Source organism: Noviherbaspirillum malthae, assembly GCF_015352985.1.
GTDB lineage: Bacteria > Pseudomonadota > Gammaproteobacteria > Burkholderiales > Burkholderiaceae_D > Noviherbaspirillum > Noviherbaspirillum malthae.
In genome coordinates, this window is the sequence record NZ_JACYXF010000007.1 from 22,504 (window position 1) to 38,059 (window position 15,556).

16 protein-coding genes are annotated in these 15,556 nt (G+C 63.3%); all 16 read left to right on the forward strand.

Going from position 1 to position 15,556, the window contains the following annotated elements:
* The first annotated feature begins 124 nt into the window (after positions 1-124).
* The 16 genes from IGW03_RS12085 (at position 125) to bioA (ending at position 15,556) form a co-directional block, all read left to right on the forward strand.
* Positions 125-1,309: an isovaleryl-CoA dehydrogenase gene (locus tag IGW03_RS12085; RefSeq protein ID WP_194722820.1), complete on the forward strand. Its 1,185-nt coding sequence runs from the start codon at positions 125-127 to the stop codon at positions 1,307-1,309.
* 64 nt (positions 1,310-1,373) lie between these two features.
* Positions 1,374-1,823, forward strand: a complete 450-nt coding sequence (locus tag IGW03_RS12090) for a PaaI family thioesterase (protein ID WP_194722821.1) — start codon at positions 1,374-1,376, stop codon at positions 1,821-1,823.
* A gap of 69 nt (positions 1,824-1,892) precedes the next feature.
* Complete coding sequence (locus tag IGW03_RS12095; RefSeq protein WP_194722822.1) at positions 1,893-2,822, forward strand: pyridoxal-phosphate dependent enzyme; 930 nt, start codon at positions 1,893-1,895, stop codon at positions 2,820-2,822.
* 2 nt (positions 2,823-2,824) lie between these two features.
* Positions 2,825-4,627, forward strand: coding sequence for a bifunctional isocitrate dehydrogenase kinase/phosphatase (gene aceK / locus IGW03_RS12100; RefSeq protein WP_194722823.1), 1,803 nt, complete (start codon positions 2,825-2,827; stop codon positions 4,625-4,627).
* Between the two features lie 15 nt (positions 4,628-4,642).
* Positions 4,643-5,827 carry an acetyl-CoA C-acetyltransferase gene (locus tag IGW03_RS12105; protein WP_194722824.1) on the forward strand — a complete coding sequence of 395 codons (1,185 nt, stop codon included), beginning with the start codon at positions 4,643-4,645 and terminating at the stop codon, positions 5,825-5,827.
* Positions 5,828-5,912: 85 nt separating this feature from the next.
* Positions 5,913-6,581 (forward strand): SDR family oxidoreductase, encoded by a 669-nt coding sequence (locus IGW03_RS12110; RefSeq protein ID WP_194722825.1) that lies wholly within the window; start codon positions 5,913-5,915, stop codon positions 6,579-6,581.
* Between the two features lie 58 nt (positions 6,582-6,639).
* A complete protein-coding gene (locus tag IGW03_RS12115) occupies positions 6,640-7,770 on the forward strand; it encodes an acyl-CoA dehydrogenase family protein (RefSeq protein WP_194722826.1) in 1,131 nt (376 codons plus the stop codon).
* 42 nt (positions 7,771-7,812) lie between these two features.
* Positions 7,813-8,058, forward strand: coding sequence for a hypothetical protein (locus IGW03_RS12120; RefSeq protein ID WP_194722827.1), 246 nt, complete (start codon positions 7,813-7,815; stop codon positions 8,056-8,058).
* 3 nt (positions 8,059-8,061) lie between these two features.
* Positions 8,062-8,265, forward strand: coding sequence for a hypothetical protein (locus IGW03_RS12125; protein WP_194722828.1), 204 nt, complete (start codon positions 8,062-8,064; stop codon positions 8,263-8,265).
* A 137-nt stretch (positions 8,266-8,402) separates the two neighbouring features.
* On the forward strand, positions 8,403-8,816 hold the full coding sequence (locus IGW03_RS12130) for a rhodanese-like domain-containing protein (protein ID WP_194722985.1): 414 nt from the start codon (positions 8,403-8,405) through the stop codon (positions 8,814-8,816).
* Complete coding sequence (locus IGW03_RS12135) at positions 8,816-9,469, forward strand: HAD family hydrolase (protein WP_194722829.1); 654 nt, start codon at positions 8,816-8,818, stop codon at positions 9,467-9,469. The genes IGW03_RS12130 and IGW03_RS12135 overlap by 1 nt, the downstream gene beginning before the upstream one ends.
* The gene (locus IGW03_RS12140) at positions 9,466-9,867 is read left to right on the forward strand and encodes a YchJ family protein (protein WP_194722830.1); all 402 of its coding nucleotides are present in this window, start codon (positions 9,466-9,468) and stop codon (positions 9,865-9,867) included. Before IGW03_RS12135 ends, IGW03_RS12140 begins: the two co-directional genes overlap by 4 nt.
* Before the next feature lie 69 nt (positions 9,868-9,936).
* Entirely contained in the window at positions 9,937-11,631 is a 1,695-nt protein-coding gene (locus tag IGW03_RS12145; protein ID WP_194722831.1) for an AMP-binding protein, read from the forward strand.
* Between the two features lie 61 nt (positions 11,632-11,692).
* Positions 11,693-13,300, forward strand: coding sequence for a carboxyl transferase domain-containing protein (locus tag IGW03_RS12150; RefSeq protein WP_194722832.1), 1,608 nt, complete (start codon positions 11,693-11,695; stop codon positions 13,298-13,300).
* Between the two features lie 30 nt (positions 13,301-13,330).
* On the forward strand, positions 13,331-14,116 hold the full coding sequence (locus IGW03_RS12155; RefSeq protein WP_194722833.1) for an enoyl-CoA hydratase/isomerase family protein: 786 nt from the start codon (positions 13,331-13,333) through the stop codon (positions 14,114-14,116).
* Between the two features lie 78 nt (positions 14,117-14,194).
* Positions 14,195-15,556, forward strand: coding sequence for an adenosylmethionine--8-amino-7-oxononanoate transaminase (bioA, locus tag IGW03_RS12160; RefSeq protein ID WP_194722834.1), 1,362 nt, complete (start codon positions 14,195-14,197; stop codon positions 15,554-15,556).

Genomic DNA, 15,556 nt, shown 5'->3' on the forward strand with positions numbered 1-15,556 from the left:
CTACGGTAGCTGCTTTACGTTTACGTAAACGTCATTTTGGCGGTATGATGCGCTGCATCGCGCCAGAAGTTTCGATCACCATTTTTGGTAAGCATTCCGATTCATCCTATAAGACGAGGACGACATGATCCACTTGCCCGGCTTGACCTTTGACCATGGCGAAGACATCGCCGCGCTGCGCGAAACCGTGCAGCAATTCGCGCAGGCGGAAATCGCGCCGCGCGCCGCCGAAATCGACCGCACCGACCAGTTCCCGATGGACCTGTGGAAAAAGATGGGCGACCTCGGCCTGCTCGGCATCACCGTCGGCGAGGAATACGGCGGCACCGACATGGGCTATCTCGCCCACATCGTCGCGATGGAAGAAATCTCCCGCGCCTCGGCCTCGGTCGGCCTGTCCTACGGCGCGCATTCCAATCTCTGCGTCAACCAGATCAAGCGCAACGGCACGGAAGAACAAAAGCAGAAATATCTGCCCAAGCTGATTTCCGGCGAGCACGTCGGCGCGCTGGCGATGTCCGAACCGAATGCCGGCTCCGACGTGGTCAGCATGAAGCTGCGCGCCGAATGGAAAGGTGACCGCTGGGTCTTGAACGGCACCAAGATGTGGATCACCAACGGCCCCGACGCCGACACGCTGGTCGTCTATGCGAAGAACGACATCGAAGCCGGCCCGCGCGGCATGACCGCTTTCCTGATCGAAAAAGGCTTCAAGGGTTTCTCGATCGCGCAAAAGCTCGACAAGCTCGGCATGCGCGGCTCGCACACCGGCGAACTGGTGTTCCAGGATTGCGAAGTGCCGGCGGAAAACGTGCTCGGCGGCTTGGGCAAGGGCGTCAACGTGCTGATGTCCGGCCTCGACTTCGAGCGCACCGTGCTTTCCGGCGGCCCGCTGGGCATCATGGCCGCCTGCATGGATGCGGTGGTGCCGTACATCCACGAGCGCAAGCAGTTCGGCCAGCCGATCGGCGAATTCCAGCTGATGCAGGGCAAGGTCGCCGACATGTATTCCACCATGATGGCCTGCAAGGCCTATGTGTACGCGGTCGGCCAGGCCTGCGACAGGGCGAAGAATCCGGAGGCGGTGCGCGCGCTGCGCAAGGACGCGGCCGGCGCCATCCTGTACTCCGCCGAAAAGGCGACCTGGATGGCAGGCGAAGCGATCCAGACGCTGGGCGGCAACGGCTACATCAATGAATACCCGGTCGGCCGCCTGTGGCGCGACGCCAAGCTGTACGAGATCGGCGCGGGCACCAGCGAGATCCGCCGCATGCTGATCGGCCGCGAACTGTTTGCCGAAACAAAGTAAGCCAAGGAGGCGCCCTGCCCAAGGCGGGGCGCCGTGCAAGCGGAGCAACGACGGAGCGCATACAATGCATTCCCCCGATCCGAATTACCGCCGCGTCGTCGAACAGGGTTTCGGCAACGCGGCTTTCCTGAACGAAATCGGCATCACCCTTGTCGATTGCGGTCCCGGCTGGTGCGAATCGACCCTTCGCATCGCGCCGCGTCATCTGCAGCACACCGGCGTCATCCACGCCGGTGTGCAGACGACGATTGCGGACCACACCGCGGGCGGTGCCGCGATGACCGTGACGCCGGCCGACGGCTTCATCCTGACCGTCGAGTTCAAGATGCATCTGCTGCGTCCCGGCCTGGGCGATTCGCTCTGGTGCCGCGCCCAGGTGCTCAAGCCGGGCAAGGCCTTCCATGTGGTCGAATCGGAAGTGCATGCCGTCAGCGGCGACAGGAAAGTGTTCATCAGCAAATTCAGCGGGACCATGGCGGTCGTGGCACGCAGCAGTGAGGTGGCCGCGATCTGAACATCTGAAAACCGAACGCTCGTATTTTTACGAGTGTGGAAAAAAGAAAGAACGGATTAACATCGCATCATGGCTTCACTGCATCTCAATACGCCGCTCCTCCGCCACGACAGCCTGTCTGCCGCCATCGGCAAGCAGATCCTGCTCAAGATGGAGAACCTGCAGCCGTCGGGCTCCTTCAAGATGCGCGGCATCGGCCTGTTCTGCCAGCGCGCCGCCGAACGCGGCGTCCGTCACTTCGTCTGCCCGTCCGGCGGCAATGCCGGCTTCGCCGCGGCGGTCGCCGGTGTTTCGCTCGGCATGCACACCACCATCGTCGTGCCCGAAACCACGCATGAATCGGTGCGCCACCGCATCCGCAGCATCGGCGCCGACGTCGTCGTGCACGGCAAGGTCTGGGATGAAAGCCACCAGCATGCATTGCAGCTGTGCGAACAGCCGGGCACGGTCTATGTGCCGCCCTTCGACCACCACGACATCTGGGACGGCAATGCCACGCTGATCGACGAAGCGGTGGCCCAGGGCGCCGATTTCGACGCGGTGATCTGCGCCGTCGGCGGCGGCGGGCTGATGTGCGGCGTCATCGCCGGCCTGCACCGCAACGGCCTGGCGCACATTCCGGTCATCGCCGCGGAAACCGAAGGCGCCGCATCGCTGCATGCGGCGATGCAGGCGGGCGAGCTGGTGACCTTGCCTGAAGTCAAAACCATCGCAACATCGCTCGCCGCCCGGCGCGTCGCGCCCCAGGCGTTCGAATGGACGCGCAGGCATGACGTGCGCAGCGTGGTGGTGTCCGATGCGCAGACGGTGAGCGCCTGCCGCCGCTTTGCCGACGACATGCGCACCCTGGTCGAGCCGGCCTGCGGCGCCGCGCTGTCGGTGGTCTATCACAGCGCGCCGGCGCTGGCCGCCTTCGAAAAACCGCTGGTGGTCGTGTGCGGCGGCATCGGCGTGGACTTGGCTAAACTGGAAGCCTGGAAAACCCAATTCGAGCGCTAGCCATGGCACACACCGCCCAGCCCTCATTCCCCAAGCTGCTCCGTTCCCAGATCGCGTTCGACATCGCGCGCACCATCCTCGACGGCTTCGACAAGCATTACCGCCTGTTTCGTGCCGCCAGCCAGGATGCCAAGCGCTATTTCGAAACCAGCGACTGGAAAACGGCGCAGACCAAGGCGCGGGAAAGAATCGCGTTCTACGACAAGCGTGTGCAGGAATGCGTGCAGGCGCTGGAAGACGAATACGAGCCGGAGGAAATCGGCGGCGAAGTCTGGCGCGAGGTGAAGCTGCATTACATCGGCCTGCTGATCAACCACAAGCAGCCGGAGCTGGCCGAGACCTTCTTCAACTCGGTCTGCTGCACCATCCTGCATCGCACCTACTTCCACAACGACTTCATCTTCGTGCGGCGCGCGGTCTCGACCGAATACATTGAGCCGGACGGCACGCAGCCGACTTACCGCGTCTACTATCCGGCCAAGGACGGGCTGCATTACACCTTGAAGCGCATCATCACCAATTTCCAGCTGGCTTCGCCCTTCGCCGACCTCGACCGCGACGTCAGCCTGGTCGAAGCGCGCATGCGGGCGATGTTCGGTTCCGACCTGCTTGAGCCGAATCACCAGATCCAGGTGCTGTCCTCGCTGTTCTACCGCAACAAGGGCGCCTACATCGTCGGCAAGGGCATCAACGGCAACCGCATCTATCCGTTTGTCGTGCCCATCCTGTACAACCGCAAGCGCGAACTGGTGCTCGACACGGTGCTGTTCGATCCGACCCTGATCACGGTGCTGTTTTCCTTCACCCGCGCCTACTTCATGGTCGACATGGAAGTGCCGTCGGCCTATGTGCATTTCCTGCGCACGCTGATGCCGTACAAGCCGAGCAGCGAGATATACACCATCCTCGGCCTGCAGAAGCTGGGCAAGGCGGCGTTCTACCGCGACTTCCTGCATCACCTCAAGTATTCATCGGACTGCTTCGAATCGGCGCCCGGCATCCGCGGCCTGGTGATGGTGGTGTTCGCGCTGCCGTCTTTTCCCTACGTGTTCAAGGTGATCAAGGACTATTTTCCGGCGCCCAAGGAAACCACGCGCGAACTGGTCAAGGAGAAATATCTGCTGGTGAAGAACCACGACCGCGTCGGCCGCATGGCCGACACGCTCGAATACTCCAGCGTCGCCTTTCCGCGTGCGCGCTTTTCCGAGGAACTGCTGGCCGATCTGAAGAAGGTCGCGCCGTCCATCATCGAGGAAGAGGGCGACGAGATCGTCATCAGGCACCTCTACATCGAGCGCCGCATGATTCCGCTCAACATCTGGCTCACCGAAGCCGACAGGCGCGGCGACCATGCGGCGATCGAGCATGCGATCGTCGAATACGGCAATGCGATCAAGGACCTCGTCGGCGTCAACATCTTCCCCGGCGACATGCTGTACAAGAATTTCGGCGTCACCAAGCATGGCCGCGTGGTGTTCTACGACTATGACGAGATCGAGTACATCACCGACTGCAACTTCCGCGCGATTCCCGCGCCGCGCAACGAGGAAGATGAAATGGCAAGCGAGCCCTGGTATCCGGTGGCGAAGAACGACGTCTTTCCCGAACAGTTCGGCACCTTCCTGCTCGGCAATCCGGAAGTCCGGAAATATTTCCTGAAGCACCATGCCGACCTGCTCACCCCGCAGTACTGGCAACAGGCCAAACAGCGCATCCTGGACGGCCATATCGAAGACGTATTCCCGTACCCGCAGGAACTGCGCTTCAGCTACAAACCTCTCACCCCCGCGGCGCAAGCCGCTTGACCTCGGAGACTACACATGAACAACGATCCTATTGTTATCGTCGGCGCAGCCCGCACCCCGATGGGCGCCTTCCAGGGCGACTTTTCCGGCCTGTCCGCATCCGACCTCGGCGCGGCGGCGATCCGCGCCGCCGTCGAGCGCGCCAACCTCGAGCCCAGCCATGTCAACGAAGTCCTGTTCGGCAACTGCCTGATGGCAGGCCAGGGCCAGGCGCCCGCGCGCCAAGCCGCGATCAAGGCCGGCATTCCGACCTCCGCCGGCGCCGTCACGCTGTCGAAGATGTGCGGCTCGGCGATGAAGGCCGCGATGATCGGCTACGACTCGCTGCTCGCAGGCAGCAACGACGTCGTCGTTGCCGGCGGCATGGAATCGATGACCAATGCCCCCTACCTGATCCCGAAGGCGCGCGGCGGCTACCGCATCGGCCACGGCATGATGTACGACCACATGATGCTCGACGGCCTGGAAGACGCCTACGAGAAAGGCCGCTCCATGGGCACCTTCGCCGAGGACTGCGTGGCCAAGTACCAGTTCACCCGCGAAGAGCAGGATGCCTATGCGATCGAATCGGTCAAGCGTGCCCAGGCCGCGACCAACGACGGTTCCTTCAAGTGGGAAATCGCTCCGGTGACGGTGGCGGCCAAGGCCGGCGACGTCGTCATCGACAAGGATGAAGGCCCGCTGAAAGCCAAGCTCGACAAGATCCCGTCGCTCAAGCCGGCGTTCAAGAAGGACGGCACCATCACCGCCGCATCGTCGTCCTCGATCAACGACGGCGCCGCCGCACTCGTGCTGATGCGCGAATCGACCGCCAAGAAGCTCGGCTGCAAGCCGATCGCCCGCGTGCTCGGCCATTCCACCCACGCGCAGGAACCGAACTGGTTCACCACCGCACCGATCGGCGCGATCGAGAAGCTGTACAAGAAGCTCAACCTGACCACCAAGGACGTCGACCTGTTCGAGATCAACGAAGCCTTCGCCGCAGTGCCGATGGCTGCGATGAAAGAGCACGACATCCCGCACAGCAAGGTCAACATCCACGGCGGCGCCTGCGCGCTTGGCCACCCGATCGGCGCTTCCGGCGCGCGCATCATCGTCACCCTGATCGGCGCACTGCAGAAGACCGGCGGCAAGCTGGGCGTGGCGGCGCTGTGCATCGGCGGCGGCGAAGGCACCGCGATGGCGATCGAGCTGGTGTAACCGGCTCGTTTTTGAAGTAGTAAGGGGCGTTCCTGCCCGAGACGATGGGAACGCCCGCAACCCGCTCCCAGCAAGGAGATTGATCATGCCCACCGCACTCATCATCGGCGCCTCGCGCGGCATCGGCCATGAATTCGTACGCCAGCTGCGCGCCGCCGGCTGGAAGGTCATCGCCACCGCGCGCAGCGACGACGCGCTGCAGACACTGAAGGACGAAGGCGCCGAAGCGCTCAAGCTCGATGTGCTCAAGCCGGAATCGCTGGCCGGGCTCGGCTGGCAGCTCGACGATGAAAAGCTCGACCTCGCGGTCTACGTCTCCGGCTTCTACGGCAGCGGCGGCCAGGCGACGTCGCCGCCGACGGCCGAGGATTTCGACCAGGTGATGCGCACCAACGTGCTCGGCGCGATGCAGGCCATTCCGCTGGTGGCGCCGCTGGTCGAAGCGCGGCAGGGCAGGTTCGTGTTCATCAGCAGCGGCATGGGCAGTATCGGCGAAGCCGAATCCAGCCACGGCTGGGTCTACCGCGCCTCCAAGGCGGCGCTCAACATGGCGGTCAAGAGCGCGTCCTTCGATTATCCGAAGGCCACGCTGGTGGCGATGAACCCCGGCTGGGTGAAGACCGACATGGGCGGGCCGGACGCGCCGACCTCGGTAGAGGATAGCGTGGCCGGCATGCTCAAGGTGATCGAAAGCCTCGGCCCGGAACACAGCGGATCGTTCCGGAGCTACGACGGCCGCAGCTTCGCCTGGTAATCAAACACAACATCAAGACAATGCCGCCGGCACAACCGGCAAAGCAAGGGGACAGCAGATGGTTCTATCCGAACAGCATGAAATGATCCGCGACGCGCTGCGCAGCTTTTCGCAGGAGCGCCTGGCGCCCAACGCCGCGCGCTGGGACAAGGAACACCATTTTCCGGCAGACGAACTGAAGGGCCTGGCCGCGCTCGGCGCCTTCGGCGTCGCGGTGCCGGAAGAGCTCGGCGGCGCCGGCCTCGACTATGTGTCGCTGGCGCTGGTGCTGGAAGAAATCGCGGCTGGCGACGGCGGCACTTCCACCGTCATTTCGGTCAACAACTGCCCGGTCTGCAGCATCGCCATGATGGTTGCGAACGAAGAGCAGAAGGAACGCTTCCTCAAGCCGCTGGCGCGAGGCGACATGCTCGGCGCCTTCTGCCTGACGGAGCCGCACGTGGGCAGCGACGCCTCGGCCCTGCGCACGACGGCCACGCGCGACGGCGATCATTACGTGATTAACGGCGTCAAGCAGTTCATCACCAGCGGCAAATATGCGGACGTGGCCATTGTGATGGCCGTGACCGACAAGGCCGCCGGCAAGAGAGGCATCAGCGCCTTCTGGGTGCCGACCAATACACCCGGTTACATCGTGGCGCGCCTGGAGGAAAAGCTCGGCCAGCATTCATCGGACACGGCGCAGATCCTGTTCGAGAACTGCCGCATCCCGGCGGCCAACCTGATTGGTGAAGAGGGGCAAGGCTACAAGATCGCCTTGTCCGGTCTGGAAGGCGGCCGCATCGGCATCGCCTCGCAATCGGTCGGCATGGCGCGCGCAGCCTTCGAGGCGGCGCTGGCATATGCGAAGGAGCGCACCAGCTTCGGCAAGACGCTCTTCGAGCACCAGGCGGTGCAGTTCAAGCTGTCGGAGATGGCGACGCAGATCGAGGCGGCGCGGCAGCTGATCCTGCATGCGGCCAGCATGAAGGATGCAGGCAAGCCCTGCCTGAAGGAAGCGGCGATGGCCAAATTGTTTGCCAGCGAAATGGCCGAGCGGGTCTGCTCGGATGCGATACAGATTCACGGCGGGTATGGCTATGTGAGCGATTTTCCGGTGGAGCGGATTTATCGCGATGTGCGGGTGTGCCAGATTTATGAGGGTACGAGCGATATTCAGAAGATCTTGATTGCCAGGGGGCTGCAGTAGTGCAGGCCTCCGTGCCTGCACAAACCAAGTGTGACCAAAGAGATGAACAGCAGCGACCTGTATATCTATCGCCGAAATCTGCCGCACTGGCGATTGGCAGGAGCCAGCTATTTCGTCACGTGGCGTTTGTATCCCGGGCGTCCGGTATTGGGCTTCGAGGAGCGTACCAAAGTGATGCAGGCATTGCAGCATTTCGACGGCAGGCGCTATGAGTTGAGTGCCTATGTGGTGATGGATGACCATGTGCATGCGGTGGTGCAGCCGTTCGATGGACAGGACCTGATGTAGATCGTGCATAGCTGGAAGTCTTTCACGGCGAACCGGCTGCAGCGCGAGCATGGACGTGTTGGTGCGGTCTGGCAGCAGGAATCGTTTGACCGCATCGTTCGTGATGAAGCGGAGTGGCTGGAGAAAATTCAATACATCATGAACAATCCGCTCAAGCGGTGGCCGGAATTGAAAACTTACCAATGGGTGAAGCCTGTTTGGGAGTAGGTTGTGTGAGCACGTGCAGGCGCGGAGGCCTGCACTACCGGTCTGAACGAAGAGCGGCGGTCATTCAGGTAGTGCAGGCCTCCATGCCTGCACAAAGCAAGGCAAGCAAGACCAAGGACAACCCGAGGAGAGACGCGATGAAAAAAGGCTACAAGGCCCTCGTCGATGAAGCGATGGCCGAAATCAAGACCTACACGGTCGAACAGGCACGCTCCAGATACGACGACCCCGACGTGCAGTTCGTCGACATCCGCGACCCGCGCGAACTCGAGCGCGAAGGCGTCATTCCCGGCGCGTACTCCGCGCCGCGCGGCATGCTGGAATTCTGGGTCGACCCGGAGTCGCCGTACTACAAGCCGGTGTTCGGCGAAGACAAGGAATACATCTTCTTCTGCGCCGGCGGCCTGCGCAGCGCATTGGCCACCAAGACCCTGCAGGACATGGGCATGGAAAAGGTCGCGCATATCGAAGGCGGCTTCGGCGCATGGAAGAAGGCCGGCGGACCAACCGCCGACAAAGCGGAAAAGACAGAGAAAGCGAAGACAGCCTGATGGCAAAGTTTGACATGGTCGCATTCGACTGCGACGGCGTGCTGGTCGACAGCGAACTGATCACCTGCGGCGTACTGGCCGAGATGCTCAACGAGCTTGGTTGGCCGCTCTCGCTGGAAGAGACCATGCGCATCTTCGTCGGCCGCCTGGTGCGCGACGAGGCGGCGATGATCGAGGCCAACATCAGCAAGCCCATGCCTGCCGACTTCTACCTGCAGTTCGTCGAGCGCCGCAACCGCGCGCTGGAAGCCGGCGTGCATCCGGTGCGCGGCATCAAGGCAGCCATTGCGCAATTGGTGAAACGCGAGATGCCGTTCTGCGTCGCCTCCGGCGCCGACCGCGCGAAGATGCGGCTGACGCTGGGCCAGACCGGCCTGCTGCCGTGGTTCGAGAAGAACATGTTTTCCGGGATGGAAGTGGCGCGCACCAAGCCCGCGCCCGACGTTTATCTGCTCGCCGCGAAGACGATGGGCATGGATCCGTCGCGCTGCGTGGTGATCGAAGACACGCCGACCGGCATCGCCGCCGGACGCGCGGCAGGCATGACGGTGTACGGCTACGCCGAGCGCTCCGACCCCGAACTGCTGCTGGCCGCCGGCGCCGACAAGGTGTTCGACGACATGGCGCAGCTGCCGCAGCTGGTGCTGGCATGAAGAAGGCGCAGCAGGCCGCCTGCCCCTGCGGCGGCAAGGACTACGCAAGCTGCTGCGGCCGTTTCATCGAAGGCGGGCAGGCCGCGCCGGCGGCCGACCTGCTGATGCGCTCGCGCTATACCGCCTATGTGCTGCGCAATGAAGATTATCTGAAGGCCACCTGGCATGCGAGCACGCGGCCCGCCGAACCGGTGGCGCAGGATAAGGACATGAAGTGGCTGGGGCTGGAGGTGCGCAGGCATGTACCCGAGGGCGAACGCGCGACGGTGGAATTCGTCGCCCGCTACAAGGTCGGCGGACGCGCGCACCGGCTGCATGAAATCAGCCGCTTCGTGCGCGAAGACGGCAAGTGGTTTTACGTGGACGGCAGCTTTCCCGGCGAGACCGAGCCGTCATAACCTGTTTGCACGGCCTGCTTCAAGAGAGCGGGACGCTGCGGCGCAGGCAAGCATGAAAGGAGGATGGACATGACCCCATTGGAGACGAGTGCCGACCGCGGCAGCACCGATGCGCCGCTGATCGAGCAGACCATCGGCGATTTCTTCGACGCGATGGTGGAGCGGGTGCCGGACAACGAAGCGCTGGTGTCCCGCCACCAGCAGCTGCGCTACACCTACCGCGAGCTGCAGCGCGAAGCCAACCGCCTCGCCAGCGCGCTGCTGGCCTCTGGCATCGCGCCCGGCGACCGCGTCGGCATCTGGTCGCACAACAATGCGCAGTGGCTGCTGACGCAGATCGCCACCGCCAAGGCCGGCATCGTGCTGGTCAACATCAATCCCGCCTACCGCGTGGCCGAACTCGAATACGCGCTCAACAAGGTCGGCTGCAAGGCGCTGATCACGATGACCGCGTTCAAGACCAGCGACTACCTGGACATGGTGCGCAGCTTGGCGCCGGAAATTGCCGCCAGCACGCCCGGCAGCCTGCAGGCGGCGAAGCTGCCTTCGCTCAGGACGGTAGTGCATCTCGGCGACGAAGACGTGCCCGGCATGCTGCGCTTTGCCGACCTGATGTCGAGGGGCGATCCGGATGACGCGGCGCTTGCACGCATTGCCCCGTCGCTGAAGAACACCGATCCGATCAACATTCAGTTCACCAGCGGCACCACCGGTTTTCCGAAGGGCGCGACGCTCACCCACCGCAACGTGCTCAACAACGGCTTCTTCATCGGCGAGGCGATGCGACTGAGCGCCGACGACCGGCTCTGCATACCGGTACCGCTCTACCACTGCTTCGGCATGGTGCTCGGCAATCTCGCCTGCCTCACCCACGGCGCGACCATCGTCTATCCGAACGACGGTTTCGAACCGCTGTCGGTGCTTGAGACCGTGCAGGAAGAACGCTGCACCGGCCTGCACGGCGTGCCGACCATGTTCATCGCCGAACTCGACCATCCGCGCTTTGCCGAATTCGATCTGTCGACGCTGCGCACCGGCATCATGGCCGGTTCGCCGTGCCCGATCGAAGTGATGAAGCGCGTGGTCAGCGACATGCATATGAGCGAAGTCACCATCGCCTACGGCATGACCGAGACCAGCCCGGTGAGCTGCCAGAGCACCACCGACACGCCGCTGGAAAAGCGCGTGTCCACCGTCGGCAAGGTGCAGCCCCACCTCGAAGTCAAGATCGCCGATCCCGACAGCGGCAAGCCGCTGCCGGTGGGCAGCGTCGGCGAACTCTGCACCCGCGGCTATTCGGTCATGCACGGCTACTGGGGTGATCCGGAAAAAACCGCCGAGGCCATCGACGGCGAAGGCTGGATGCATACCGGCGACCTCGCGGTGATGGATGCCGAGGGCTACGTCAATATCGCCGGCCGCATCAAGGACATGGTGATTCGCGGCGGCGAGAACATCTATCCGCGCGAGATCGAGGAGTTCCTGTACCGCCATCCGGCGGTGCAGGACGTGCAGGTGGTCGGCGTGCCGGACCGCAAGTACGGCGAGGAGCTGTGCGCCTGGATCATCCGCCGCCCCGGCGCCGATGCCACCGAAGACGACATACGCGCCTTCTGCCAGGGGCAGATTGCGCACTACAAGATTCCGCGCCATATCCGCTTCGTCGACAGCTTCCCGATGACGGTGACCGGCAAGGTGCAGAAGTTCAAGATGCGCGAGCTCATGAAGGACGAGCTCAAGGTGGACGAAGACAAGACTGCCTGACCGCAAGACACGCAGAGCACGCAGAAAACGCAGAACAGCCAAACAAAAGGATGACAACAACATGCCGCAAATAGAAAGCAAACTGTCGCCGCGCAGCGAAGACTTCAAGGCCAATGCCGCAGCAATGCAGGCCATCGTCGATGACTTGAAAGCCAAGGTGGAAAAGCTGGCGCTGGGTGGCGGCGAGGAAGCGCGCAAGAAGCACACCGCACGCGGCAAGCTGCTGCCGCGCGACCGCGTGCAGCAGCTGCTCGATCCCGGCACGCCCTTCCTCGAACTGTCGCAGATGGCCGCCTACGAGATGTACGACAATGCCGCGCCGGCCGCTGGCGTGATCGCCGGCATCGGCCGCGTCGCCGGCCAGGAATGCATGATCGTCTGCAACGACGCCACCGTGAAGGGCGGCACCTATTACCCGATGACGGTCAAGAAGCATTTGCGCGCGCAGGAGATCGCCGACCAGAACAACCTGCCCTGCATCTACCTGGTGGACTCCGGCGGCGCCAACCTGCCCAACCAGGACGACGTCTTCCCCGACCGCGAGCACTTCGGCCGCATCTTCTTCAACCAGGCCAACATGTCGGCCAAGGGCATTCCGCAGATCGCGGTGGTGATGGGCTCCTGCACCGCCGGCGGCGCCTACGTGCCGGCGATGAGCGATGAATCCATCATCGTCAAGGAACAGGGCACCATCTTCCTCGGCGGTCCTCCGCTGGTGAAGGCGGCAACAGGCGAAGTGGTGAGCGCCGAAGACCTTGGCGGCGGCGACGTGCATACCCGTTTGTCGGGCGTGGTCGACCATCTCGCGCAGAACGATCTGCATGCGCTGGCGCTGGCACGCAAGATTGTCGGCAATCTCAACCGGACAAAGCCGCAGCAGCTGGTGCTGCGCGAGCCGGTGGCGCCGAAATACGATGCACATGAACTGTACGGCGTGATTCCCACCGATACCCGCAAGCCCTTCGACGTGCGCGAAGTCATCGCCCGCATCGTCGACGGCAGCGAGTTCGACGAGTTCAAGGCCCGCTACGGCACCACGCTCGTCACCGGCTTCGCGCATATCTTCGGCATGCCGGTCGGCATCATCGCCAACAACGGCATCCTGTTTTCCGAGTCGGCATTGAAGGGCGCGCACTTCATCGAGCTGTGCTGCCAGCGCAAGATTCCGCTGGTGTTCCTGCAGAACATCACCGGCTTCATGGTCGGCCGCAAGTACGAGAACGAAGGCATCGCCCGCAACGGCGCGAAGATGGTGACAGCCGTCTCCACCGCATCGGTGCCGAAGTTCACGGTCATCATCGGCGGCAGCTTTGGCGCCGGCAACTACGGCATGTGCGGCCGCGCCTACTCGCCGCGCTTCCTGTGGATGTGGCCGAATGCACGCATCTCGGTGATGGGCGGCGAGCAGGCGGCCAGCGTGCTGGCGACCGTCAAGCGCGACGGCATCGAAGGCCGTGGCGGCAGCTGGAGCAAGGAAGAGGAAGAAGCCTTCAAGCAGCCGATCCGCGAACAGTACGAGCACCAAGGCCATCCGTACTATGCGACCGCGCGCCTGTGGGATGACGGCGTGATCGATCCGGCCGATACCCGCATGGTGCTCGGCCTCGGCTTGAGTGCGTCGCTGAATGCAACTATTCCCGAGACCAAGTTCGGCGTGTTCCGGATGTAAGCGGCTGTCAACGAAAAGTAAAGGACGATCATGAACTGGCAGACACTGGATGTGAAGATCGAGGGCAGGGTGGCCACCGTCACCCTCAACCGCCCGGACGTGCGCAATGCCTTCAATGAAACGACGATCGCCGAAATCACGCAGGTCTTCGGTGAACTCGGCGCGAATGAGAACCTGCGCGCCATCGTGCTGGCCGCGAACGGCCCGGCCTTCTGCGCCGGTGCCGACCTCAACTGGATGAAGAAGATGGCCGGCTATACCCACGAGGAAAACCGCGCCGACGCGGCCCAGCTCGCGGAAATGCTGCGTACCATCTATGCGTGCCCGAAACCGGTGGTGGCGAAGATACAGGGCGACTGCTATGCCGGCGGCATGGGGCTGGCGGCGGCCTGCGACATCAGTGTTGCTGCAGAGACAGTCAATTTTTGCCTGTCCGAGGTCAAACTCGGCCTGATTCCTGCGACAATCTCGCCCTACGTCATCAAGGCCATGGGCGAGAACGCCGCGCGCCGGTATTTTTTGACGGCAGAACGTTTTTCCGCGCAGGAGGCGCACCGCATCGGTTTCGTGCATGCGGTGAGCACCGCCGAGGCACTCGATGCGACGGTTGCCGACATCGTCAAGGCGCTGGTATCGAACAGTCCCCATGCAGTCAAAGAGGCCAAGCGCCTGGTCCAGGATGTGGCCGGCGCGCCGCTGACGGCCGAACTGATTGCCGACACGGCAGTGCGCATCGCCGATATCCGCAGTTCCGGCGAGGGACGCGAGGGCGTGCGCTCCTTCCTGGAAAAACGCAAGCCGGGGTGGCTGGAGTAATGGAGTCAGCGAGATGAACTCCGTGCACCCTGCCATGCAACAAACCCGCAAGGGTGCAACGAAGTTTTGGAGCCGCTTTTGAACACAAGTCAATCAAGCGAACACACAGGCACGCAGCCCAATGATTGGGTTGCGCGCAGCCTGGCCAGCGTCTGGCATCCGTGCACGCAGATGCAGCACCATGACGCGGTGCCGGCGCTGCCATTGGTGCCGGTCAGCCATGGCCGCGGCGCCTGGCTGTTCGACGCCGACGGCAAGCGCTATCTCGATGCCATCAGTTCCTGGTGGGTCAACCTGTTCGGCCATGCCAACCCCCGCATCAACACCGCATTGAAGGATCAGCTCGACCTGCTCGAGCATGCGATGCTCGCCGGCTTCACCCATGAGCCGGTCATTCAATTGTCGGAGCGCCTGTCCGCGCTCACCGGCCATGCGCTCGGCCATTGCTTCTATGCGTCCGACGGCGCATCGGCGGTGGAAATCGCGCTGAAAATGAGCTTTCATTTCTGGCGCAACAGCGGCAAGACCGACAAGCGCGAATTCGTCTGCCTGCAGGGCAGCTACCACGGCGAAACCGTCGGCGCGCTGGCCGTCACCGATGTGCAGCTCTTCCGCGATGCCTACGGCCCGCTGCTGCAGCGCGCCCATGTGGTGGCGTCGCCCGATGCGCGCGCCGCAGAAGCCGGCGAAAGCGCCGCCGATGTGGCGCGGCGCGCGGCCAGGCAGCTGGAAAAATTGCTGGCCGAGCGCGCAGGCAGCATCGCCGCCGTCATCGTCGAGCCGCTGGTGCAGTGCGCCGCCGGCATGGCGATGTACGACCCGGCTTACCTGGTCGAGGTGCGCGCGCTGTGCGATCGCTACAACATTCATCTGATCGCCGACGAGATTGCGGTCGGCTGCGGCCGCACTGGCAGCTTCTTTGCCTGCGAGCAGGCCAACATCTGGCCCGATTTCGTCTGCCTGTCCAAGGGCATCAGCGGCGGCTATCTGCCGCTGTCGCTGGTGATGACGCGCGACGAGATCTACCAGGGCTTCTACGATGCCGATGTGAAGCGCGGCTTTTTGCATTCGCATTCCTACACAGGCAATCCGCTGGCCTGCCGCGCGGCGCTGGCCACGCTCGACATCTTCGAGCAGGACAATGTGCTCGAACGCAACCGCGAACGCGCCGCGCGCCTGACCACCGCATTGATGCCGCTGGCCGAAGATGAGCGGATAACCCATTTCCGCCAGCGCGGCATGATCTGGGCCTTCGACGCCGTCACCGACGATCCGGCATTCTCGCGCAAGTTCTTCGCCAACGCTCTGCAGCATGAACTGCTGCTGCGCCCGATCAGCAAGACAGTCTACCTGATGCCGCCCTACATCCTCGACGACGAGGAAATCGACGGCCTCGCCGCCCGCACGCAGGGCGTGTTCGACGAAGTGATGCGAGGCTGA

Excerpts from the sequence above, each read along its gene's own strand:
- IGW03_RS12120 (WP_194722827.1), top strand. The coding sequence starts at position 7,813 with ATGAACAGCAGCGACCTGTATATCTATCGCCGAAATCTGCCGCACTGG.
- IGW03_RS12155 (WP_194722833.1), top strand. The coding sequence starts at position 13,331 with ATGAACTGGCAGACACTGGATGTGAAGATCGAGGGCAGGGTGGCCACC.
- IGW03_RS12105 (WP_194722824.1), top strand. The coding sequence starts at position 4,643 with ATGAACAACGATCCTATTGTTATCGTCGGCGCAGCCCGCACCCCGATG.
- IGW03_RS12090 (WP_194722821.1), top strand. The coding sequence starts at position 1,374 with ATGCATTCCCCCGATCCGAATTACCGCCGCGTCGTCGAACAGGGTTTC.
- IGW03_RS12130 (WP_194722985.1), top strand. The coding sequence starts at position 8,403 with ATGAAAAAAGGCTACAAGGCCCTCGTCGATGAAGCGATGGCCGAAATC.
- IGW03_RS12110 (WP_194722825.1), top strand. The coding sequence starts at position 5,913 with ATGCCCACCGCACTCATCATCGGCGCCTCGCGCGGCATCGGCCATGAA.
- IGW03_RS12115 (WP_194722826.1), top strand. The coding sequence starts at position 6,640 with ATGGTTCTATCCGAACAGCATGAAATGATCCGCGACGCGCTGCGCAGC.
- IGW03_RS12135 (WP_194722829.1), top strand. The coding sequence starts at position 8,816 with ATGGCAAAGTTTGACATGGTCGCATTCGACTGCGACGGCGTGCTGGTC.
- IGW03_RS12085 (WP_194722820.1), top strand. The coding sequence starts at position 125 with ATGATCCACTTGCCCGGCTTGACCTTTGACCATGGCGAAGACATCGCC.
- aceK (WP_194722823.1), top strand. The coding sequence starts at position 2,825 with ATGGCACACACCGCCCAGCCCTCATTCCCCAAGCTGCTCCGTTCCCAG.
- IGW03_RS12140 (WP_194722830.1), top strand. The coding sequence starts at position 9,466 with ATGAAGAAGGCGCAGCAGGCCGCCTGCCCCTGCGGCGGCAAGGACTAC.
- IGW03_RS12150 (WP_194722832.1), top strand. The coding sequence starts at position 11,693 with ATGCCGCAAATAGAAAGCAAACTGTCGCCGCGCAGCGAAGACTTCAAG.
- IGW03_RS12145 (WP_194722831.1), top strand. The coding sequence starts at position 9,937 with ATGACCCCATTGGAGACGAGTGCCGACCGCGGCAGCACCGATGCGCCG.
- IGW03_RS12095 (WP_194722822.1), top strand. The coding sequence starts at position 1,893 with ATGGCTTCACTGCATCTCAATACGCCGCTCCTCCGCCACGACAGCCTG.